General features: G+C 62.9%; 16 protein-coding genes and 3 pseudogenes. 2 read left to right on the top strand and 17 right to left on the bottom strand.

From position 1 onward, the window contains the following. Nucleotides 1-47 precede the first annotated feature (47 nt). A pseudogene (locus ACM26W_RS02155) lies at nucleotides 48-1,455 on the top strand (IS1380 family transposase). Nucleotides 1,456-1,703: 248 nt separating this feature from the next. Next, nucleotides 1,704-1,943 (top strand): annotated as a pseudogene (locus tag ACM26W_RS02150) (tyrosine-type recombinase/integrase); the annotation flags it as partial. A gap of 486 nt (nucleotides 1,944-2,429) precedes the next feature. Here ACM26W_RS02150 and tnpC read toward each other — a convergent pair. The 17 genes and pseudogenes from tnpC to ACM26W_RS02065 all read right to left on the bottom strand — a co-directional run bounded on the left by tnpC (nucleotide 2,430) and on the right by ACM26W_RS02065 (nucleotide 19,889). Continuing rightward, the gene (gene tnpC, locus ACM26W_RS02145) at nucleotides 2,430-4,031 is read right to left on the bottom strand and encodes an IS66 family transposase (RefSeq protein ID WP_416138239.1); all 1,602 of its coding nucleotides are present in this window, start codon (nucleotides 4,029-4,031) and stop codon (nucleotides 2,430-2,432) included. A 42-nt stretch (nucleotides 4,032-4,073) separates the two neighbouring features. After that, the gene (gene tnpB, locus ACM26W_RS02140; RefSeq protein WP_044630798.1) at nucleotides 4,074-4,430 is read right to left on the bottom strand and encodes an IS66 family insertion sequence element accessory protein TnpB; all 357 of its coding nucleotides are present in this window, start codon (nucleotides 4,428-4,430) and stop codon (nucleotides 4,074-4,076) included. Further along, on the bottom strand, nucleotides 4,427-4,636 hold the full coding sequence (locus ACM26W_RS02135; RefSeq protein ID WP_416138240.1) for a hypothetical protein: 210 nt from the start codon (nucleotides 4,634-4,636) through the stop codon (nucleotides 4,427-4,429). Before ACM26W_RS02135 ends, tnpB begins: the two co-directional genes overlap by 4 nt. Before the next feature lie 312 nt (nucleotides 4,637-4,948). Beyond that, nucleotides 4,949-5,533: a YqhA family protein gene (locus ACM26W_RS02130; protein WP_416139233.1), complete on the bottom strand. Its 585-nt coding sequence runs from the start codon at nucleotides 5,531-5,533 to the stop codon at nucleotides 4,949-4,951. 33 nt (nucleotides 5,534-5,566) lie between these two features. Beyond that, nucleotides 5,567-6,592: a CNNM domain-containing protein gene (locus tag ACM26W_RS02125; protein ID WP_416139232.1), complete on the bottom strand. Its 1,026-nt coding sequence runs from the start codon at nucleotides 6,590-6,592 to the stop codon at nucleotides 5,567-5,569. A gap of 233 nt (nucleotides 6,593-6,825) precedes the next feature. After that, nucleotides 6,826-7,767, bottom strand: coding sequence for a tyrosine-type recombinase/integrase (locus tag ACM26W_RS02120; protein ID WP_416139231.1), 942 nt, complete (start codon nucleotides 7,765-7,767; stop codon nucleotides 6,826-6,828). Continuing rightward, nucleotides 7,764-9,494: a MobH family relaxase gene (gene mobH, locus ACM26W_RS02115; protein WP_416139230.1), complete on the bottom strand. Its 1,731-nt coding sequence runs from the start codon at nucleotides 9,492-9,494 to the stop codon at nucleotides 7,764-7,766. Before mobH ends, ACM26W_RS02120 begins: the two co-directional genes overlap by 4 nt. 336 nt (nucleotides 9,495-9,830) lie before the next feature. Beyond that, complete coding sequence (locus ACM26W_RS02110) at nucleotides 9,831-12,059, bottom strand: SNF2-related protein (RefSeq protein WP_416140795.1); 2,229 nt, start codon at nucleotides 12,057-12,059, stop codon at nucleotides 9,831-9,833. Between the two features lie 129 nt (nucleotides 12,060-12,188). Then, nucleotides 12,189-12,431, bottom strand: a complete 243-nt coding sequence (locus ACM26W_RS02105; protein ID WP_416140794.1) for a plasmid related protein — start codon at nucleotides 12,429-12,431, stop codon at nucleotides 12,189-12,191. Between the two features lie 150 nt (nucleotides 12,432-12,581). After that, nucleotides 12,582-13,691 (bottom strand): annotated as a pseudogene (locus tag ACM26W_RS02100) (DUF6094 domain-containing protein); the annotation flags it as partial. Nucleotides 13,692-13,759: 68 nt separating this feature from the next. Continuing rightward, nucleotides 13,760-14,353 (bottom strand): hypothetical protein, encoded by a 594-nt coding sequence (locus ACM26W_RS02095; protein WP_416139229.1) that lies wholly within the window; start codon nucleotides 14,351-14,353, stop codon nucleotides 13,760-13,762. An 82-nt stretch (nucleotides 14,354-14,435) separates the two neighbouring features. Beyond that, nucleotides 14,436-14,996, bottom strand: coding sequence for a DUF3275 family protein (locus tag ACM26W_RS02090; RefSeq protein ID WP_416139228.1), 561 nt, complete (start codon nucleotides 14,994-14,996; stop codon nucleotides 14,436-14,438). A gap of 94 nt (nucleotides 14,997-15,090) precedes the next feature. Further along, nucleotides 15,091-15,630, bottom strand: a complete 540-nt coding sequence (gene radC / locus ACM26W_RS02085) for a RadC family protein (RefSeq protein WP_416139227.1) — start codon at nucleotides 15,628-15,630, stop codon at nucleotides 15,091-15,093. Between the two features lie 77 nt (nucleotides 15,631-15,707). Then, the gene (locus ACM26W_RS02080) at nucleotides 15,708-16,073 is read right to left on the bottom strand and encodes a hypothetical protein (RefSeq protein ID WP_416139226.1); all 366 of its coding nucleotides are present in this window, start codon (nucleotides 16,071-16,073) and stop codon (nucleotides 15,708-15,710) included. 328 nt (nucleotides 16,074-16,401) lie between these two features. After that, nucleotides 16,402-17,724 (bottom strand): sodium ion-translocating decarboxylase subunit beta, encoded by a 1,323-nt coding sequence (locus tag ACM26W_RS02075; protein WP_416139225.1) that lies wholly within the window; start codon nucleotides 17,722-17,724, stop codon nucleotides 16,402-16,404. Between the two features lie 11 nt (nucleotides 17,725-17,735). Continuing rightward, entirely contained in the window at nucleotides 17,736-19,574 is a 1,839-nt protein-coding gene (oadA, locus tag ACM26W_RS02070) for a sodium-extruding oxaloacetate decarboxylase subunit alpha (RefSeq protein ID WP_416139224.1), read from the bottom strand. 57 nt (nucleotides 19,575-19,631) lie between these two features. Beyond that, entirely contained in the window at nucleotides 19,632-19,889 is a 258-nt protein-coding gene (locus tag ACM26W_RS02065) for an OadG family protein (RefSeq protein WP_416139223.1), read from the bottom strand. Nucleotides 19,890-19,895 lie beyond the last annotated feature (6 nt).

The raw sequence follows: 19,895 nt of genomic DNA, 5'->3' as shown, positions 1-19,895 counted from the left end.
CGGCCTGAAAACGAAGATGGCGAGTGGTTTTCTCTTGTAGAATCAGGATGTTCCTGCCAGAACACGATTCAAGAGGACCACTCGCCATGGGTGAAACCCTAACGACCTCGTCGCCCTCGTGCAACGGCTCTGTCCGTGTCGAGATGAGCGGCCACCGCACCACCAGCGACAGCGGCGCTCTGCTGCTGCGTGAAGCCCTCGACAACAGCGGCGTGATCGAGGCGCTCGAAGACAATCTGGTCGATCGACGCCACCCGCTGCGTATCCGCCACTCGCTGGCCAGTCAGCTGCGCACATTGGTCATGCAGCGGGCGATGGGCTGGATCGATCTCAGCGATACCGACACGCTGCGTCGTGATCCGCTCTGGCAGCTGGCCTGCAGCGATGCGCGCGGCATGACGCCACTGGCCCAAGATCGGCCGTCTCAAGCCATGTTGTCGCGGCTACTGACCTGCCTTGGACATAACGACAATATCGATGCCGTGCACGAAACTGGTGATCTGGCGCCTGACCTCGCTGGCGAACGGCGAGCGCCCCAAGCAGCTGACGCTGGACATCGACGGTCTGCCGGTCGAGGTGCACGGTCACCAAGGTGGCTCGGCCTACCATGGCCTTTACGGGGCCCGCATCTACTCGCCGCTGGTCGCCTCATTGGCCGAAACCGGCGACATGGTGGGCGGCCTGCTCCGCGAGGGCAACGCCGGCCCGGCCGAGAACGCCGATACCTGGATCCCACACCTGGTGAAGCGGCTCAACGAGAGCACCGGCGCCCAGGTTCGGGTGCGTATCGATGCCGGGTTCACCGACAACGACACGCTGGAGGCGCTGGAAGAGCGCCACATCGAGTACCTGGGCCGGCTGCGCAGCCACAAGGGCTTGCAGAAACTGGCGTCGCCGCACCTGAAGCGGCCACGAGGCCGGCCGCCCGAGCAGCCTCGGGAATGGTGCCATGACCTGGAGTACCAAGCCGGTACCTGGCCAGAACCACGGCGCGTGGTTCTCGTCGTGCAGGAACGCCCCGATGACCTACTGCTGCATGCCTTCTTCCTGGTCACCAACCTCGGCAAGTTCGACTGGCCGCCAGAGAAGGTCCTGGCGCTCTACCGCAAACGCGGCAGCGCCGAAGCGCACATGGGCGAGGTGAAGTCGGCGCTCGACGTACACCTCTCGTCGACGGATCGCGGTGCCTCCACCGTCCAGGACGTGATGGCCCGCAACGAAGTGAGTCTGCTGCTGAGCCTCTACGCCTACCAGATCCTGCATGGCCTGCGCTGCCTGCTGGAGAGGCAGACCCGGCAAGGCTGGAGCCTAAGCCGGATGCGCGAGCAGGTGCTCAAAGTTGCCGCCACGCTGAGGCTGCACGCCCGGCGCATCACGGTTCACCTCGGCGCAGCAGCCGACAAGTGGTGGCCGACATTGCTGAAGGGGCTACCGAAGCTGACGGCGCTGAGTTGACGTCCCAACGAAATCGCTAAGTCACCGGAAATCAAGCGACCGCAGCGGCGGCCGGCGGTCACGGCTGCTTTGACGGTCGCAATTGATTCCCAGGAGCTATAAGAAGGCGGAAGAAAAGACCTGCTCGGGCATTACTCAGCGGCCTCTCGCGTCGGAGATATCGATTCTGATGAGAGATGCCGCCAGCCAGCACCTTCAGACCGTCCGATCAGAGCCTTCGTGAATGAGGCGGGCTGAAGGATCTCTGCATTCAGCTCCCCCCTGGTCAGCTTACCCACGTGCTTCGCCACACCTTTGCCAGCCACTTCATGATGAACGGTGGGAACATCCTCGTACTCCAGCGGATACTCGGTCATCAGTCCATGACCATGCGCTATGCCCACTTCGCTCCCGACCACCTGGAGGAAGCCGTAAAGCTCAACCCTGTCGCCAACCTCGGTCGACACTTTGTTGACACGCACAAAAAAACCGCCACAATGGACGGTTAGTAGTTCGCTCTATCATGCTGATTCACAAGGCTTTAAATGGTGCCGGCACCAGGAGTCGAACCCGGGACCTACTGATTACAAGTCACAATACCAAAAAACCTTAAAAATCAACACACTGTGGCGTGCGGACATCTTCGTGGAATGCTTTTCGAAGCAACCTGAGCACAGGTTTCATCACCAGCATCACACAGCATCATCAGTGGCTATTGAAGAGTACGAGGCACCTGCTGTCAACCCGCATGAGCGGAGTCTAATACAGACGATGGTCGACAGCAGGCGGGGGGCTCGAAAGGAGCACTAAAAGGAAGGAAAAAGCGGTGCAGGAGCTCCCGAGGAAGCCCCACGCACCGCTGGTGAATCATTGACAGTCGAGCTCGGCCCGGACCTAAACGCGCCCCTCGAGGGCGCTGCGCGAGCTGCCAATGTCGACCTCGAAGTACTCCAGCGTCGTAAGCGGTCCACCAACCCCACCTTCTGCGGCGTGAGTTAGACCGGTAGAGTGTCTTTCCAGCGCCAGGGGAGCAGCGGGTCGAGGTCGTCATCCTCGCCGAGTGTCGGCAGGGTTTCGAACACGAACTGCAGGTACTCGTAGGGCGAGAGGCCATTGGCCTTGGCCGTCTCGATCAGGCTGTAGATCGCCGCGCTGGCCTGCGCACCGCTCGGTGTGTGGCTGAACAGCCAGTTCTTGCGGCCGACGACGAAGGGGCGAATCGCATTTTCCGCGGCGTTGTTGTCCAGCGGGATCAGCCCGTCATCGAGGAAGCGGGTCAGGCGAGCCCACTGACCATCCAGGTAGTGCAGCGCTCTGCCCAGTGCGCTCTTTGGCAGCACCTGCGTCAGCGACTTGTCGAGCCAGGTGCGCAGCTGGGTGATCAGCGGGCGGCTCTTTTGGTCTCGCAGCAGCCGGCGGGCCTCGGGCTCCAGGGCCTTGGCCTGCTTTTCCACGGCGTAGAGCTTGCGGATCTGGTTGAGCGCCCAGTCGGCCTTGCCGGTCTTGCCCTTGGGCTGCACCTTCTGGGCCTCGACGAACTTGCGACGGGCGTGCGCCCAGCAGCCGGCATGGGTGATGCCATTCTTTCGCACCACCTCGGCATAGCCCTCGTAGCCATCAGTGACCAGGCGACCGGCATAGTCACCCAGCAGGCGCACGGGCACCCGGCCGGCTCGGCTGGCGTCATAGTCGAATAGCACCACCTGTTGGCCAGGCGGACCACCGCGCTGTAGCCACATGTAGGAGGTTGCGCTCGCTGGCCGATCGGCTTCGGCGTTGACCTGAAGCGTGGTCTCGTCCATGTGAATCAGCGGGGCCTGTAGCAGGTGCTGTCGCAGGGCCTCGACCAGCGGCATCAGCCGCTCGCCGACCTGGACCATCCAGCGGGCCAAGGTGTTGCGCGGGATCTCGGCACCGTGGCGGGCAAAGATCTGGCTTTGCCGGTAGAGCGGCAAGGCGTCCTGGTACTTGGCGGTAGCCACATAGGCGAGCAGCGTCGGGCTGGCATTGCTCTTCGGCAGCAGCTTGGCCGGTGCAGGTGCAGTCTGCACACCCTCTTCGCAGGCCGGGCAGCCGTACTTGATACGCACATGGCGGATCACCTCGACCCGCGCCGGCACGACATGCAGTTCCTCGCTAATTTCTTTGCCGATCTCCTTGAGCTCGGTGCCGTCGTGGCGGCAATGCTGGGCATCCTCGGGGAGCTCATGGATCACCTCGACGCGAGGCAGTTCGGGCGGTAGAGCCATGCGGCCGCCACGGGTGCGGCGCTTGGCCGGCTGATGGGGTTCAGCCAGTGCGTCAACCGCGTCATCAGTCGTGTCATCCTGGGCGCTGGTCTCTTCCTCATCGACCGTTACCTCGGCCTCGTTGATGAGGAGGTCGCCCTGCGCGACGCGGTACTTTTCGGTGGAGGGACCGAACTGACGCTCGATGGCCAAGCGGAACTGCTCGAACAGCGCGGCCTTGGCGGCTTCCCACTCCGCTTCCTTCTTCTCCATCAACTGATGAAGACGCGCAATCTCCTCCTGCTGGGCGCGCACTTGGCGCTGCAGCAGGGAGACGCTGGCGGAAGGTGTCGAGGCCGATGAGATCATGCCGACATTTTACCAAGCAGCGCTGCTGGAATCAGCAGAAAATCAGCCAACCGCCTGAAAATCCAACGCCTTATGGGGACGCATGGCGCTGAGATCATAGCCATCCAGGAGCCAGTTCAGCTCCTGGCCCGAGAGGGTGACCGTGTCGCCCTCTAACCGATCCGGCCATTTGAAGCGCTCGCGCTCCAGGCGCTTGTACCAGACCACGAAGCCGTTGCGCTCCCAGAACAGCAGCTTCACCTTGTCACGTTGGCGGTTGCCGAACACGAACACCGCCTCCTCGAAGGGGTTAAGCTCCATGGCCTCCTGAACCAGCAGGGCCAGCCCGTCGATCTGCTTGCGCATGTCGACCGGCTCGCGGCACAGGTAGACGCGCAGCCGGGTATCCGGCCGGATCATCGGGCCACCTCCACGGCGACGAAGCGAAGCGGCCGATGGCGAGGTGGTACCTGCACATCCTGCACCACCAGGCGCTGCTCCCACGCCAGCAGTGACGCAAGATCCAGCCCCTGCTCGTTGGCGTACTCGCTCAGCGACAATTGCCGAGAGGAGGCATGGAACAGATGGCCCAGCCAGAAGGCTTGTGTTGAGGTCAGTTCGCTCATGGTGTCCTCCTTGGTATCGGGTGACACCAGTCTGACGGACACTATTCAGCTGCATAAGATGGGGTTTATGGACCGCTTACCCAGCGTCGTGCTGATGTTGCTTTGGCCGAGGAGCCCCTTGACGATGTGCAGGTTACGGTCCGGCTCCTTCATCAGCTCCGTGCCAAGGGTATGGCGGAATCGGTGCGGACTCATCTGATAGCCGAAAATCTGGGAAAGCTGCTGGCGAGAACACTAAAAAAGGGGGTCAGCTCCAGCCACGAGCTACACGCTTGGCCACCGACTGCGGCATGGATCGGTGTTGGCCGCCGGCTATTCCTTACGTTGTGCAAGGCTCATAAGATATAACGCGGCGGCAAGCGCGAGTACAGAGAGCGCCAGATAGATGGCATCCAGCGGGGTCTGAAAACGGATATCGACCACAGCGCGAAAGAACTCAATGATCACCGCCAGGATGACCACCCTGGCGATCTTGTCCTTGAGCTGGTCAAAGGACTGCACGTTGAACGGGTGGTGCGGAGCGTGATCTTCGGCTTGTTCGATGGGAGAAACGAATAGCCGGTAAACCCCGAGGCCGAAAATCAACAGGACGATGGCAATCAGGTAGATATCGATGGCCATGATGATGCTTGGCACCACGCTATCGTGAATATCGTCCACGCCTCCGAGCAGGTAATAAGCCACGGTATCGATTAATACCTTGAAAATATCGATGGTGCCGATGGTGAAGAGCACCACCGCGCCAAGCAGGCTCGGCACCACCGCCATCATCACCAGAAACCGCGAATTCCATAAAAAGCGCTCCAGCAATCTTTCGGTGCGGCCCTGCGGGCTGGGCGATGAGCCGGTCTTTGGCTCCGGCCGAGTATCGTCTTGCGAGGTAGGATCTATCGGCATGAGGTCGGACTCTCAGGTCTAGGCAGCGCTATTTCAGCGCGGTGATGAATGGTGATTCAAACGCTTTAACCAGCGCTGTTTGGCATAATGACGAAGATTGTGCACGCTATCGGTTTCATCGACGATATCCTGGCCCAGGATGGTTTCGATGATATCTTCCAGCGTAATCAGCCCCACCCAGGTGCCATGTTCGTCATGCACCACCCGCAGGTGGTGATGATCTCGCAGCATATCGGTGAAAACCTGCTCGATGCTTGTGGTATCAGGAATGCTGACGATAGGCCTCTTCAGTTCACTCATGGTTTGTGTATCTTCGGCATGGTACATATCGGAGCGGTGTACGTATCCGAATGCCTGTTCGCTCTGATCCATCACCGGTAGGCGTGTATAAGGTGCCTTGCTATAACGAGAATCAAACTCCCCGACCGTCATCTTCGGAGGCACTGTTTCGCATACCGTGCGAGGCGTCATGGCATCCTTCACCGCCATCTCATGCAGGTTGAGAATATTGATGATGGTCCGCGACTCCTCCGGGTCGAGCACCCGCTCCTCGAGGCCGATTCGAGACAGCGCCTTGATCTCAGCGCGGAGGTCGACGTCGTGAATGGACTTCCCCAACCTCCGGGTGATCATTTCCGAGAGCCAGATGAACGGCGTCAGCAGCACGATCATCACTCGCAGTAGCGGAGGGAGAAGAGGCGCCAACTGGCGCCAGTAGGTGGCGCCAAGGGTCTTGGGAATGATCTCCGAGAGCACCAGAATCAGCAGCGTCATCACTGCGGAGGCTACTGCTATGTAAGGCTCTCCGAATATCACCGCAACCTGAGCCCCAACGCCGGTGGCACCAACTGTATGTGCAATGGTGTTGAGAGTTAGAATAGCGGCCAGTGGCTGGTCGATATTGGCTTTAAGTGCCGCGAGCGCCGCATGGGCGGTAGGGCGGCCCTCCTTGAGCTGGGCAATATAGCTCGGCGTGAGCGACAGCAGCGCCGCTTCAAGTACAGAACACAAGAACGATACGGCAAGTGACGCAACGACGATCGCTGCAAGGAGAATCATGAGGGCTCGCTGAAAGGGCTATTTCCGCTATATACGAAATTGCCGCGGCACTGTCAATTGCAATCTGCCAATGCGACTTCTCGGACCACGCATTATCCGCCACTCCGAAACTGCCAGCGCCGGATATTGGCACAGCGAATGGCTACTGGTTGAGCGGTGCAGGTGCCCAGACGCGTGAGGGCCCACACCGCCCGTGCGTCATTGGCAGGTGACCATCGAGGTTCGGGTAGTGATTAAACACGCCCCTCGAGGGCGCTCCGCAAGCTGCCAATGTCGACCTCGACGTACTCCAGCGTCGTGCTGATGTTGCTGTGGCCGAGGAGCGCCTTGACGATGTGAAGGTTACGGTCCGGCTCCTTCATCAGCTCGGTGCCCAGGGTGTGGCGGAATCGGTGCGGGCTCATCTGATAGCCGCAAATCTTGGAAAGATTCTGGTAGAAGCGCTCCACCTGCCAGGAGTCCATCGTCTCCATTCGGTGCCGTTCGCTGTAACGGTTCACATTGAAGATCTGCTCGCCCCGCTTGATACCCACCATTCTGGCCGAGTTCATCAGGTTCTCCAGGTGCGGATAGAGTGCGTTGGAGATGGGAACAAAGTGCTCGCGGTTGTTCTTGGCCCCCTGCCAGGTGGCAGTGAGAACGCGGCTCTTCAAATCTATATCCTCTGGCTTCATCAGCAACAGCTGGGTTAGGCGGATGCCCGTATGGTAGAAAGTTTCAAACACCACCTCCCAGAACCAGGCAGGATGGAGGATCGATGGCGATCTTCGGTAGCGCTCGATCTTCTTATGCAGGTCGATCGCCTCTCGAGCCATCTCAACCTGGCGCTTACTCAAGGTCTTCTTCCGCTTCTTCGGCGATGTGACTTCCATCTTGGCGAACGGATTCGATGAGATTTCGATTAGCGCGTGATCCATTGCATGCTTGAAGAGAATTCTGTTGTGACGGCAATAGTTATTCCAGCTCGAATGAGCGAGATTCCTACCTGTCTCTGAGAAACAGAAATCCCTCCACTGCCTGACATCATCGCGAGTCACTTCCTCTGGCAGCTTCTCCTGCCCAACAAAGCGGCGGAAAAGCTTCACAGGAACACAGTATGAGACCCTGCTTCTCTCCGTCAACCAACGCTCAGAAAAATAGGATTGCAACAAGTCGTCAAAGGTAAATGTTTTCATTCTTTAGGCTTCCCATCAATCAGGTCAATAAAGGGGTTATCAAAAACCTCCTTACCCTCCTCCATCAGGTCATCCTTACCCACAAGATATCCAGACAGGGTGCTCGACTTCTTGTTAGGCCCGACCACCTTCACCTTGTGAAAACTTCCGCCATCCTTGTTCTTCTTGTGCAGCTTTAGTTTCTGGAATGAATCCTGAACTGCTTTCCACTCTTTCTCCTCTCCGCTCACCTCCTGGCAGTAGCGCTTAAATACCTTGGGGCTCACGATAAACAGCTTGCCGTCTACTGCATGCACCAGAGCCTTCGAGTCATTCATCAATATCTTGTGAGAGCTCAGCCCGTTCCTCATCCACTCCAGGAAATCCTCCCCCGATGAGCCCGGCACTGAGTCCGTTTCACCTGCTCTATCATTCTCCTCGGATTGTTCATCCTGGGCCGGCGGTTCTTCTTCGCCACTTCCTGCTGCGAGCTCAAGAATGGACGTTTCCAGGTCATCAGACGTGGACTTCGCCTCACTAGATTCACGTGATGCCGATGCAGCCACTTCATCCGAAGGCGTTACGGCAGGCTCGCCTTGTTGCGCCTGGCCACCGTCAAGCACCTGAACACTTCCAGCAAGCTCTTCCGGCGCTTCCGCTCCGCTCCAAACCAGTGACTTGTGAACCTTGATCATGGAGAGTTCAGCACTCCACTCACCCAGCTCAACTCGGCATTTCCAGACCGAGCGCCCCTCCGGGTTCTCCATAATCAATCCATGGGACTGCATTTCATCGTATAAGCGGGTCTCGTTGGATGGCACGCTCTCGATGCCATGGGAAAGCAGGTAGCTCTTTATCTCACGTGGTACCAGCGGGGTGACCAGCCACAGCGCTTCGGCGGTCACAAACCCCTGAGCACCCTTCTCATTAAGCCTGAGCTTCTCTTTGACAATATGGCGAATGGCACCCTTCAACTTACTCTGCAGTGAGTCCTGAGGCGCTTTTTCAATATTGGAGACCTTGCCTCCCAGCGACTTGGCGACACTGGCTCTATCTGCCTGGCTGACAATCTCACCGATGACTCCGGATCGTTCCGAGTGACCGCTTACGGCATACATCACCAGGCCAAACAGCTCCGGCTGGCTTCTCAACCACTCGAGCCCGGCATTGCCCACAACCTCCTTGCACAAGAGGGGGTTGACCACAGCGTGAAGGAAGTAGTCGCGGCCCTTGATATATCGAACGCGATACTGGTCGGGGATGATGCCCTCCCACAGGCACCACCTTCGGCCAGATTTCAGGTGTATATCGACGTCGACGATAACCTTGGCGATATCGTGCAGTAGGCAGGCATAGATCACCGCCACGCTCCACAGCTCTCCTGTGGAGGACTGCTTTTCAGGCGACTCCTTCGGCGGGAGCAGGTGCTGTCGTCGGAGCCTCAGGCCAAACACGCAGGTCTCAAGTCCATGGTCCAGCATCCCACCCGGGTAGCTATGGTGGTGAGATTCTGAGGCTGGCAGCAGTTGGACACGCTCGGCGTATCGTTGCAGTGGCTCCTTGACGTAGGCCTCGAACACGGGCTGTGTCAGCGAGGTGCTTTCTTGAACCGCCTTGAGCAGCTGCTGCCGATATGGCGTCGCCAGCAGTTCCGCACCGCTGCGCGGGGTTTCCCAATCAGCGTCACCCTGCGTGCTGTCGGCGTCAGTCGAGCTACGGCGCCCACGTAGAAATTTGAGATTCAGCAATTGTCGCTCCTCATGATGCAATCCTTGCATCACACCGGCCGCCCCTGATGGGCACCAGAAGAAACGTTAAATGCGATGAGAGGGGTTTACCCCAGGGCACTCCTTGCCTTGGCGCAATAGCTATGGGATGCAACCCGAGCGCGAATGATTTTACTCATCAGACAAATCATTTCACTGAGTAAATCGGCATTAATTGTATGAATTTTTTTCTTATTTTACCGTCACTCCTGGATTACAACTAAAGTCTATCCCCGATAGACATCAACCCGGCCACCGGTGTCAGGAGAAGCCTGAAGAAAAGCCCCCTCCGAAGAGGGGGCATGGGTTGGGTATCGGTCAGCTGACCAGCTGCCTCGCCAGAGCCATCTCCACGGAGTCACCGTCCGTGTTGAGGGCGTCCAGGCCCGACTCGGGCACGTCTCCCGACGTACTCTGGGCCACGGCGATCTTCTTCGCCATCAGCGACAGGCAGGCGATCTGTGACGACCCGGCATAGCCGAGGTAGAGCACCTTCACCGGCTGCCGTTGGCCGATCCGCCAGGAGCGGCGGGCAGCCTGCTGCAGGGTGTAGACGTTCCAGCCCGTCTGCATGAAGACGATGGTGGGGAAGTCCAGCAGGTCGAGCCCGGTCTTCACCAGGTCCGGATTGGTGATCAGCACGTCGACCCCGCGGTCGACCCGATCGGCAATCCAGTCCTCGCGCCGCTGGGTCTCCACGCTGGAGCGCAGCACCGCGACCTTGAAACCGGCCTCGGTGAGCACCGCCTTGAGTCGGCTGCTGGTATCGCGCTTGCCGGTGTAGGTCGTGTAGACCAGCACCCTGCGCCCCTCGGCCTTCTCGTGCCGGCAGATCTCCACCAGCTCCCGCTCCTTGGGCATCGGCTGCTGCTCGCCGAAGATCGTCTTCACGAACGCCAGCAGAGTGCCCGAGCGCGGATGCTTGACCGTCTCCGGTCGGAAACAGCAGTCCGGCCAGGCCAGCAGCGCATTGAGCACCACGCCCAGCAGGGTGGTGTCCTTGCGTGCCAGCGCCTGTCGGAGCTCGGCGGTCAGTTGACCCTCGAGCCGCCGGTAGGCAAAGGCCTGCTCGTCGTCCATCGGCACCTCGATGAAGTCCTCATCGTAGGGCGGCAGCACGTTGCCACCGATATCCTTGAGCTTGAGGAAGACGGTGAAGGGCAGCACGTAGCGCATGATCCCCTTGGGGCCGAAGCCCGGGGCCTTGACGGTCCGCACCGACAGCTTCTTGCCGCGGGCTGTCTTGTGCGAGTCGCCATCGCGCTCGGTGTAGATGTCCTTCAGCACCCCATGGTCACGCAGGAACGACATGGCCGCAGGGCCCATCGATCCGCGCCCGTTGGGGCGATAGCCGTCTTCGAGCATCTTCGGCGTGAGGATGCGGAACAGCAGGTAGAACAGGTCATCGGCGTAGCCGCCCATGAGGGTGCCGGTCAGCAGCAGCGACTTGCGCGCCTTGGCCGCCAGCACGCCCATGGCCTGGCCCTGGGCCGACCCGGCGTTCTTGTACTCATGCCCCTCGTCCACGATCAGCAGATCGAAGGTGTGATCCGGCAGCTGGCGTTTGATGAACTCGGTCGGCTGATAGCCGCCTTCACCGAAGCCGAACTCCATCGTGGCCATGGCTCGCTCCATGCGGGCCGCCTGCCGGTCGGAGAACACCAGCTCCCCGTTCTCATCCATGAGGTTGATAAACTCGTGGATGTTGTCACCCAACAGCGTGGCCAGGAACTCCTCGCCAAACTGCTGGACCAGGCGCTCCGACGAGACCTTGCCGATGGTGGGCAGCTTGCGCAGCGCTTTGAGCACCAGGTCACGCTGCAGGCTGCCCGTCGCCCGCTGGGGCCGCATCAGCGTCCAGAGAGGGCTGTGACAGTGCCGGCACTTGTGGCGTCGCTCCTCACGGAGAAACTGCGACAGCGGTACCACTTCGTTGTCGCTGTCGATCACGGTGCCACCGCACTGGGGACAGGCCGCCAGCTCACCGCCCGGCACGCGCTTGCGCGCGGCGGCGGGTCGCCAGTGAAAGCCCATGCGCATGCGCACACGCCCCAGGATGAAGAACTCCGGCCGGCCATCGGACGGCTGGCCCAGGGCCTCTCGGAGCTTGAGCAGTTTGACCAGGGTGTCCGGGCCATTGAGCACCCAGACCCTGGCCTGATCGACGGTCTCCAGGATCTCCCGCCGCCACTTGTAGACCAGGTGGGGCGGTGCGATCACCAGGAAGCGCCGATAGCCTTCGGCGTGACAGACCGCCGCGGTAGCAATGGCCATCATGGTCTTGCCGGTGCCCATCTCGGCGTTGATGATGCCCGCCGGCTCGTGCCGGTCGAGCAGCAGCGCCGAGATGGCGTGCACCACCTCGGCCTGCTCGGGGAATGGCGACCGCTTGAGGGCGGCCATGATGGCCTGGCGGCGAGGGTTGGCCTCGCCGTCATAGACCGGGGGATGGGAGCGGTTGAGCGAAGCCAGCAGGCCGTCGCCGAACTCCTCCACAAAGGCGTTGAGATCCACCTGAGGCCCGAAGACCTCGCCAGACTGCGCCATGCCGGCCGACGCCGGCAGCTGAGTGATGTCGTTCATGTCCGCCTCCTTGAGCACAAGAAAACGGCGGATACTCCCCTCCCCTGGCGGGTTGGAAAGGCCCGCCGTGGGGAATGGCGCCTTGGGCGCCGGTTAGTAGTCTTCTGGCAGCAGCAGAGTGGTCACGCTTCTGTCCGCCTCGGTGATGATCCAGACCGTGAGCGACTCACCAATCCGGTAGGACGAGAGCAGCCTGTCACCGTGGATCAGGGCCTGCTCGTTGCTGTGGCGGTCCTCGTCGGACAGGTCACCCCAGTCGCCGGTGACGTGTCGTCGGAGCAGCGCCATGGGCGACACCTCGCCCCGCTCCACCAGCTCGTTGACGGCCCGAGTCATCACCACACGCCCCACATCGAAGCGGCGTGGATCCGGCCTCGCGGCACGCTCAGCGACCCGGTTGAGCGGTGCTGGCTCATTGCCTGCCTCGGCATCTACCGCCTGGCCACCCTCATCCGGCTCGCCGTCATTGGCCGCCGGCATCGAGGTGATGGTCAGCAACTGCCCATGCTGAGGCGAGTCAGGCGTCATCTCCCAGGCGCGGATCACCGGCACGAAACGGTCGGTGAGCACGCGGGTCTCGGTGATGGCACCGTCCTCCCGCTCGGTGAACTCGGTCTTGGCGACCTTATCCTTGTGGGTGTTGCCCTTGACCACCAGGCAGCGACCGTTAGGCGCGGTGACCACGCCGGAGATCGCCCCGGCCGCCAGCGACAGGGCCAGATGCCAGGAGGAGAGTCGGCGCACCGGGGGACGCGGCGCCAGGCCGGTCTTCCCGAACACGCTGCCCACCTCGGGCCACAGCCCCTGCAGCCGCCCGACGTCATCGGCCAGCTGCTCGGCATCGAGCGACACCCGGTAGAAGTGGCGCAGCTCGCCCTGGGCAGCCGGCACCACGTAGGGCTCAAAGGGCCACACCTCCGGAATCACCTCGGGCGTGACCTCCTTGCTCCCCACGCGCAGCAGCTGGGCGCGCATGGCCTTGGCCTCCTGACTGCGCTCCGCCTCACGGCGTCGCACCCGGCGGCCCAGGATCACCACCTGCTGGAAGTCATCCACGGCGGCGCGGAAGACCCGCAGCTCAGTGAAGTGGTTGACCAGACAACCGGTCAGCTCCTTGTCCAGGGCGTAGTCGGGGACGATCAACACCAGCACCCCGCCGTATTGCAGGGTGCCAATGGTGCGCTGGTAGAACAGCTTCTCCAGGCGCCTGCGCCCCTTGCCCTGATAGTGCTCATAGCCGGCGTGGTCGGCCAGCAGGTCGCCATAGGGTGGATTGAGCCACAGACAACCCATGCTGCGCGGTGAGATCACCGTGTCCATCAGGTCACCCTGAAGGCCCGCATCGACCAGGCCATTCATCGAGGCGGCCCGCTCGGCGTGATACTCCACGCCGCAGGCCTGAACGCGTTCGCGCCCCAGGTGGTGGGCAAGCTCGGTGATGGCAGCGCCCTCCCCCGCACAGGGGTCGAGCACCCGCATCCGGCCGGCGCTCGCCGGGCTGAGCGCCTGAAGCACCCGCTCGAGCGACGCCTCATCCGTGGGGAAGTAGCCATTCCTGGCAAAGTTGCGCGCAATGCGCTGAAACATCAGTGCCATGCGACACCTCCAGTCGGTTGGGTGTGGTAGGCGCGGCCGGCACGGCCGCACCAGGGTGGAGCGAGCGCTCAGGGCTCGGGGGTGAGCACGCCGGCGCGGATCATGCCGCTGAGGCGCGGGGCCAGGTCGTTCTCATCGAGTGAGATCTCCCAGGCCTGAATCGGCCCCTGCGAGAACGAGGCCGGCAGTACCGCTCGCTGGGCATGCAGCAGCATCATGACCGGCGCCTGCCAGTGATCCAGCAGGGGCAGCGGACAGAGCTCCCGCACACGAGGCCACAGCTGGTCATCAACTGAATGCGTGCCCTCCTCGTCATCGAGTAGCGCGATGCAGTGAAGGTTGGCGCGGTCCGGCGTGATGCAGCGCTGATCGAAGATCCACACGTGCACCAGGGTGCCGAAGCGCGTCTGGCGCAGCCGGGCAGAGCGCCGGGAATAGCTGTCCATGTCGGCAAAGCCTATGGCGTGGCGAGTGTCGCCCTGGCAGAGATGCAGGGTATCCAGGCCGTTGTCTGCCGCCGGCAGCGTCAGCCGGGCCAGCAGCTCCTGGAGCGCCGTATCCCGCCCCCATAAGGACAGAAACAGGCACTCACGCTGCCGGCCAATGCAGAACGCATCGGCGTACAGATCCAGGCACTCATCGAGGGTGTAGAGCTCGGGCATGATGGCCTCCATCGGTTAGCAAAGATCGATGGGGACATCCCGAGCCCAGGGCATCGAGATGCCCCGGTGGGGAGTGGCTGCCTCAGGCAGCGGCTTGCCAGGTCTGCGTCGGTGCCTGGAATCGGTAGCCCAACTCCTTCAGCCGACTCACCTGACGGCGGAACAGCGCCCGATCCACGGTGGGATCGAGTTTGACGCTCTGCCCCAGGGGCCAGAGCAGGCCGAAGAGCTCGGCGTCGGGATTGGCCTCATGGCCAGCAATGTAGGCATCCGGGGCGTGCGGCCCAGGCGCGGGTGGGGCTGGCGGCACGGGAGGCGCAGGTGCGGCTTCCTCCTCCAGCGGATCCACCTCCGCAGAGTCAAAGCGCGGGCCATGCTGGGTCACCAGCATGCCGTCCTCGGTCAGCAGCATCTCGCCAACCTTGGCGCGCACCTCCACCACCAGCCGGCCGCCGGCGAAGTAGCTTGCCGGACGAATCTCGAGCAGCAGGAACTCGCCCTCGAACACCCCTTCGCTGAACTGATCCAACTGAGGGTCCTTGATGACGAACTCGCCGATCGAGGCCGCCAGCCGGCCCACGTTGAAGGGGCCGTTGCGCCCATGAATGGTGCGGACGGTGAGCCGCCCGGGAATCTTGATCATCACCAGACTCCTGTTCGACAGGATGCAAAAAGAGCGGACGGGGCCGGCAATGCCGGCACCCGTCCAAGCGGTCTCGGGCAAGGCGCCCGAGGTATCAGAGGTAGCCCCGCTCCGCGAAGGAGACCGAGTCCGAACCGCCGACCACGATATGGTCGAGCACACGTACCTCGATCAGACCCAACGCCTCCTGGAGTCGCTGGGTGATGCGTCGGTCCGCATCGCTCGGATCGGGCTCTCCGCTGGGGTGGTTATGGGTGAAGATCACCGCACCGGCGTTGTGGTGCAGTGCCGCCTTCACCACCTCCCGCGGGTAGACCGAAGCGGAGTCGAGGGTGCCGTGGAACAGCTCACTGAACTCGATCACGCGGTGCTGGGTGTCCAGAAAGATGGCACCGAACACTTCGTGGTCGTAGCCGGCCAGCTTGAGCCACAGGAATTCGCGCACCCGGTTGGGCGTGTTGAGCTTCACGCCCTTGGAGACGGAGCGCTCCACCACCAGCCGCGCCGCATCGATGACACGGTCATCGGGGGCCGCCAGGTAGTTGCCGTCGCTGTCGCGCACGAACAGCTGAGGCGCATTGGATGGGGAGTAGCGAGAATCTGCCGGGATGGCAGCTGCTGAAGAATGTGTCATGACCAGTACCTCCGGACATGACCGAGACCGCCCCCTCCGGGAGCGATGTCCCGGTCAGGGTGGGTGGTGAGGAAGGGTTACGCCGCGGTGAGCAGCGCGTGGTTCAGTTCGTCATGGCGAGCCACCAACAGGTAGTCACCGTGCTGACGGTCGTTTTCCACAACGAAGGCCTCGAGCTCGAGAGCCAGAGGCTGGTGGGGGTTCCCGCTGGGCGGGATGCGGTGGTGGGTCAGCCGTACCGCTTGGGTCCCTGCCGGGTACCCGGACAGCTGGCTGGCCATGCTCTGCAGCAGCAGCTGGAATCGTTCAATGGGGGTGACCCCATGCTCCGAGACCACGTGCTCTGCGACATACATGCAGTCGTCCATTACTCGCTCGCTGATACGGACCTTGCCCGCAAAGCCGTGGTCACGAGCCAGAGACGACATATCGTAGGATTTCATGGTGGATCTCCTGCGGTAGTGCACACAGGGGACACACCTTCCCCACCGGGGATGTGAATCCCCTGGTGGGTGATGGCACATGAGTGCCGAGGAAGAGGTGCAGCATCCAGCCCGGGCGGGCGGCCTCGTCTCGGGATGCGCGAGGCCTTGGGAGGTGGCGTGCCGCCAAGCGGCGCACCCTTGAAACGCCTGGGTGCCGGGGTGCCTCGGTTGGTGCCGGTCGAGGCCACCGGACCGCCGTGGGCGGTGCTTGCACCTTAGATGGTATGACACGAGCCGAGGCTGTCAAGGCGTACCAGCTCCGGCTCTTGCCATACTCTGTATGACATCAGCCCAGGTACTTGATCATCACCCCCGCGGCCACCGCCGAGCCGATCACGCCGGCCACGTTGGGCCCCATGGCGTGCATCAGCAGGAAGTTGTGCGGGTTGGACTCCAGCCCCACCTTGTTGGCCACCCTGGCTGCCATGGGCACCGCGGAGACGCCGGCGGCGCCGATCAGCGGGTTGATCGGCATCTTGCTCATCACGTTCATCAGCTTGGCCATCAGCACGCCCGCGGCGGTGCCGATGGCGAAGGCCACCATGCCCAGCGCCATGATCCCCAACGTCTCCAGGGCCAGGAAGCTCTCGGCCATCAGCTTGGAGCCCACGGCCAGGCCCAGCACGATGGTGACGATATTGATCAGGGCATTCTGGGCGGTATCGGAGAGGCGCTCGACCACGCCGCACTCGCGCATCAGGTTGCCGAAGCAGAACATCCCCAACAGCGGCGAGGCGTCCGGCAGAAACAGCGCCACCAGTACCAGCAGGGCCAGCGGGAAGACGATCTTCTCGAGCTTGGACACCGGACGCAGCTGCGTCATGGTGATCTCGCGCTCCTTCTTGCTGGTCAGCAGCCGCATGATCGGCGGCTGGATCATCGGCACCAGCGCCATGTAGGCGTAGGCGGCCACGGCGATCGCCCCCAGCAGCTCCGGAGCCAGCACGCTCGACACGTAGATCGAGGTGGGACCATCGGCGCCGCCGATGATGCCGATGGCGGCGGCCTGCTCCAGGGTGAAGTCCATCCAGCCCATGGCCGACAGGCCCACCGCCCCGAACAGGGTGGCGAAGATGCCGAACTGCGCCGCCGCGCCCAGGAACAGGGTCCGCGGGTTGGCCAACAGCGGGCCGAAGTCGGTCATCGCGCCCACGCCCATGAAGATGATCAGCGGGGCGATGCCGGAGGCGACGGCGACCTGGTAGAAGGTGTAGAGCAGGCCGTCACCGTAGCCGACGTTCATCGCCACGTCCTTGGCGGCGCGCAGCTGGTCCGGCGAGGTGCCGTTGTCGACCAGCGCCTTGAGGGTGGCCCGCCAGGCCTCCTCGCTGGCCAGCGGATCCAGGGTCGCGCCCAGCGCCATAGCCATCTGCTGGAGCACCGCGGGGCGAGCCACCTCGATGGCCTGGTCCAGCGCCGAGATCGCCAGGCCCGCCTCGGGGATATTGGCCAGGACGCCGGCGAAGCCGATCGGCACCAGCAGCAGCGGCTCGAACTTCTTGGCGATGGCCAGGTACAGCAGCCCCAGCCCGACCAGGATCATCACGGCCTGGCCCGGGGTCAGGTTATAGGCGCCCGAGCCGTACCAGAGGGTTACCAACTTTTCCATGGGAAGGCCCCTCAGAGCTCGATGAGGACGTCACCGACGGCGACACTGTCGCCCTCGCCGACCTTGACCGCAGAGACGGTACCGGCGCTCGCGGCGCGAACCTCGGTCTCCATCTTCATGGCCTCGAGGATGATCACCACGTCACCCTCCTTGACCGCGTCGCCCGGGCGCACGTTGACCTTGAAGATGTTGCCGGCCAGCGGCGCGCTGATCGCCTCGCCGGTGGCGGCCGGCGCCTCGGCGGCAGCCGCCGGCTGGGACCCGCCGTCCTGGGCCTGGACATCGGCGATCTCGCCGCCCTCGGCGACCTCGACCACGTAGGCCTTGCCGTTGACGGTGACGGTGTAGGTCTCGGGGCCGGCCGGGGCAGCAGCGGGTACCTTGGCCTCTGCCTTCGCCGGCAGCTTGGCCTGGCCATTGCCGTTTTCCGGGGCGCCTGTCTCAGGGGCCTGGGGCGCAGGCTCGAAGGCGTCCGGGTTGTCGCGGTGCTTGAGGAACTTCAGGCCGATCTGCGGGAAGAGGGCATAGGTGAGCACGTCATCGATCTCGCGCTCGCCCTCGGCCAGGCGGATGCCGTCGGCCTTGGCCTTCGCCTTGAGCTCGGCGGCGAGGGTGTCCATCTCGGGGCTGAGGTTGTCGGCCGGGCGGCAGGTGATCGGCTCGCCGCCTTCCAGCACGCGCTGCTGAAGCTCCTTGTTGAAGGGCGCCGGCGCGGCACCATACTCGCCCTTGAGCAGCGCCTGGACCTCCTTGGAGATCGATTTATAGCGCTCGCCCATCATCACGTTCATCACCGCCTGGGTGCCGACGATCTGGGAGGTGGGGGTGACCAGCGGGATGAAACCCAGGTCCTCGCGCACCCGCGGGATCTCCTGGAGCACGTCGTCGAGCTTGTCGCCGGCGCCCTGCTCCTTGAGCTGGCCCTCCATGTTGGTGAGCATGCCGCCCGGCACCTGGGCGATCAGGATGCGCGAGTCGATGCCCTTCAGCGAACCCTCGAAGGCAGCGTACTTCTTGCGCACCTCACGGAAGTAGGCGGCGATCTCCTCGAGCAGCTCGAGGTCCAGGCCGGTGTCGCGCGCGGTGCCCTGGAGGATGGCCACCACCGACTCGGTGGGGCTGTGGCCGTAGGTCATGGACATCGAGGAGATGGCGGTATCGACGTTGTCGATGCCGGCCTCGGCGGCCTTGACGATGGTGGAGGTGGAGAGGCCGGTGGTGGCGTGGCACTGCATGTGGATGGGAATGTCCACCGCGGCCTTGAGCTTGGTGACCAGCTCGAAGGCGTCGTAGGGCTTGAGCAGGCCGGCCATGTCCTTGATGCACAGGGAGTCGGCGCCCATGGCGGCGATGGTCTTGCCGAGCTCGACCCAGCCGTCCAGGGTGTGCACCGGGCTCACCGTGTAGGAGAGGGTGCCCTGGGCGTGGCCCTCGACGTTGCGCACCGCCTGGATGGCGCGCTCCAGGTTGCGCGGGTCGTTCATGGCATCGAAGACGCGGAACACGTCGACGCCGTTGGTCTTGGCGCGCTCGACGAACGTGTCCACCACGTCGTCGCCGTAGTGGCGGTAGCCGAGCAGGTTCTGGCCGCGCAGCAGCATCTGCTGGGGGGTATTGGGCATGGCCGCCTTCAACGCCCGTATCCGCTCCCAGGGATCCTCGCCCAGGTAGCGGATACAGGCGTCGAAGGTGGCTCCGCCCCAGGACTCCAGCGACCAGAAGCCGACGCGGTCGAGCTTCTCGGCGATGGGCAGCATGTCATCGAGGCGCAGGCGGGTGGCGAACAGCGACTGGTGGGCGTCACGCAGGACGACGTCGGTGATACCGAGCGGGCGAGCGGTGTCAGTCATTGGCTTGACCTTGTCATCATAGTGAAGGGGGTGTCGGGAAAGGGGGGGCGGCCGCCCTCAGCGGCGGTGGCGATGGCGCTGACGGTAGCGATGCAGGGCGGCACCGATCACCGCCATCAGCGCGTCATCCTGCCGGGCGAGCGCCGGCGGGCGGGCACCCGTAGCGGCGGGAGCGGACGGCTCGGGAGCGAAGCGCCGGAGCACCAGCGACATCAGGGTCGTGACCATCACCAGAACGGTAAGAAAAACAAAAACAAAACCCATGCCGAGGGCCATCAGGGCCAGGCCCTCCTCCAGCAGCTCGAAATCCTGCATCAGCCT

It is taken from the genome of Halomonas sp. HK25 (assembly GCF_047795635.1).
GTDB lineage: Bacteria > Pseudomonadota > Gammaproteobacteria > Pseudomonadales > Halomonadaceae > Halomonas.
Note: the sequence above shows the minus strand (reverse complement) of the source record. Positions and strands in the feature narration are given on the sequence as shown.

Bases quoted from the DNA above. Each gene is read 5' to 3' on its own strand.
- tnpC (WP_416138239.1), bottom strand. From the start codon at position 4,031: ATGATCTCATCGGCCTCGACACCTTCCGCCAGCGTCTCCCTGCTGCAG.
- tnpB (WP_044630798.1), bottom strand. From the start codon at position 4,430: ATGATCCGGCCGGATACCCGGCTGCGCGTCTACCTGTGCCGCGAGCCG.
- ACM26W_RS02135 (WP_416138240.1), bottom strand. From the start codon at position 4,636: ATGAGCGAACTGACCTCAACACAAGCCTTCTGGCTGGGCCATCTGTTC.
- ACM26W_RS02130 (WP_416139233.1), bottom strand. From the start codon at position 5,533: ATGCCGATAGATCCTACCTCGCAAGACGATACTCGGCCGGAGCCAAAG.
- ACM26W_RS02125 (WP_416139232.1), bottom strand. From the start codon at position 6,592: ATGATTCTCCTTGCAGCGATCGTCGTTGCGTCACTTGCCGTATCGTTC.
- ACM26W_RS02120 (WP_416139231.1), bottom strand. From the start codon at position 7,767: ATGAAAACATTTACCTTTGACGACTTGTTGCAATCCTATTTTTCTGAG.
- ACM26W_RS02110 (WP_416140795.1), bottom strand. From the start codon at position 12,059: ATGGCGCAGTCTGGCGAGGTCTTCGGGCCTCAGGTGGATCTCAACGCC.
- ACM26W_RS02105 (WP_416140794.1), bottom strand. From the start codon at position 12,431: ATGACTCGGGCCGTCAACGAGCTGGTGGAGCGGGGCGAGGTGTCGCCC.
- ACM26W_RS02095 (WP_416139229.1), bottom strand. From the start codon at position 14,353: ATGCCCGAGCTCTACACCCTCGATGAGTGCCTGGATCTGTACGCCGAT.
- ACM26W_RS02090 (WP_416139228.1), bottom strand. From the start codon at position 14,996: ATGATCAAGATTCCCGGGCGGCTCACCGTCCGCACCATTCATGGGCGC.
- radC (WP_416139227.1), bottom strand. From the start codon at position 15,630: ATGACACATTCTTCAGCAGCTGCCATCCCGGCAGATTCTCGCTACTCC.
- ACM26W_RS02080 (WP_416139226.1), bottom strand. From the start codon at position 16,073: ATGAAATCCTACGATATGTCGTCTCTGGCTCGTGACCACGGCTTTGCG.
- ACM26W_RS02075 (WP_416139225.1), bottom strand. From the start codon at position 17,724: ATGGAAAAGTTGGTAACCCTCTGGTACGGCTCGGGCGCCTATAACCTG.
- oadA (WP_416139224.1), bottom strand. From the start codon at position 19,574: ATGACTGACACCGCTCGCCCGCTCGGTATCACCGACGTCGTCCTGCGT.
- ACM26W_RS02065 (WP_416139223.1), bottom strand. From the start codon at position 19,889: ATGCAGGATTTCGAGCTGCTGGAGGAGGGCCTGGCCCTGATGGCCCTC.